Source organism: Nonomuraea sp. NPDC049784, assembly GCF_040659615.1.
Classification (GTDB): Bacteria; Actinomycetota; Actinomycetes; order Streptosporangiales; family Streptosporangiaceae; genus Nonomuraea.
Genome location: NZ_JBFAMX010001243.1, coordinates 1 through 1,258 on the forward strand (window position 1 = coordinate 1; position 1,258 = coordinate 1,258).

Consider the following 1,258-nt stretch of genomic DNA (forward strand, 5'->3'; position numbering starts at 1 on the left):
GGCTGAAGGTCAGCCCGGCCTCGGTCTCCATGGCCGTGGGCTACCTGATCCAGCAGGGGCTAGCCGGGGTGCGCTTCGTCAACCCGCCCGAGGCGATCACGGCGGGCGTGAACAGGGGCGGCTACGCCTGCTACTTCCTCGACCCGGACGACATCACGCTGGAGCTCGTGCAACCGCCGTCCACGCCCTAATATGTGCACGTTCAAACGATTGAATCGGGAGGAGGCTGGATGACCGTCGTCGACGCCCACCAGCACTTCTGGAACCTGGAGACGGGCTCGTACCCGTGGCTGACGCCGGAGCACGGGCCGATCCACCGCACCTTCGAGCCCGAGGAGCTGATCCCGCAGCTCGCGGCGGCAGGGGTCGATCGCACGGTCCTGGTGCAGTCGATGGACTCCTACGCCGACACCGACGCCATGCTCGCGCAGGCCGCCGTCCACGACTTCATCGGCGCGGTGGTCGGGTGGGTGCCGCTGGACCGGCCCGGCGAGGCGGCCGAGGCGCTGGAGCGGTACCGGCGGCATCCCAGGTTCGCGGGGGTACGGCACCTCATCCACGACGAGCCCGACCCCGACTGGGTGGTGCGGGACTCGGTGATCGAGGGGCTCGGGCTGCTGGCCGCGGCCGGGCTGCCGTTCGACGTGGTGGCGGTGCTGCCGCGGCATCTGGAGCACGTCCCGGTGCTGGCCGAGCGGGTGCCCGGGCTGCGGATGGTGATCGACCACCTCGCCAAGCCGCCGATCAAGGAGAAGGGCTGGGAGCCGTGGGCGTCGCTGCTCGCCCGCGCGGCCGAGTGCCCTGGGGTGTACGCGAAAGTCTCCGGACTGAACACGGCGGCCGACCCAGGGACCTGGACGGGCGAGGACCTGCGGCCCTACGTGGAGCACGCGCTCGAGGTGTTCGGCCCGGAGCGGCTGATGTTCGGCGGCGACTGGCCGGTGGCGCTGCTCGCCGGCGACTACGCAAAGGTTTGGCGGGAGACGAACGCCGCGCTGTCGGGCCTGACGGACGCCGGCCGCGCGGCCGTGCTCGGCGGCACCGCGACCAGCTTCTACGGTCTCCAGGAGGCACCATGACCGGCACGTACATCACCTGGGAGGCCGCCGCGTGATCGACGTGTTCGCGCCCATCGCCGCCGCGGCCGACCTGGCCATCCCGGCTGAGCGCCGACTGCCCGTCGCCGTCGTCGGCGCGGGGGCCATCGTGGACGTGGCCCACCTGCCCGCCTACCGGCAGGCCGGGCTTGAGGTGACCG

Annotated in this window: 2 protein-coding genes; both read left to right on the top strand. The window is 72.0% G+C overall.

All coding sequences use genetic code 11. From position 1 onward, the window contains the following. Positions 1-191 (top strand): VOC family protein (locus AB0J09_RS65095; protein ID WP_360714539.1); only part of this gene is annotated, 191 nt, incomplete at its 5' end. A 39-nt stretch (positions 192-230) separates the two neighbouring features. Continuing rightward, positions 231-1,079 carry an amidohydrolase family protein gene (locus tag AB0J09_RS65100; protein WP_360714541.1) on the top strand — a complete coding sequence of 283 codons (849 nt, stop codon included), beginning with the start codon at positions 231-233 and terminating at the stop codon, positions 1,077-1,079. Positions 1,080-1,258 lie beyond the last annotated feature (179 nt).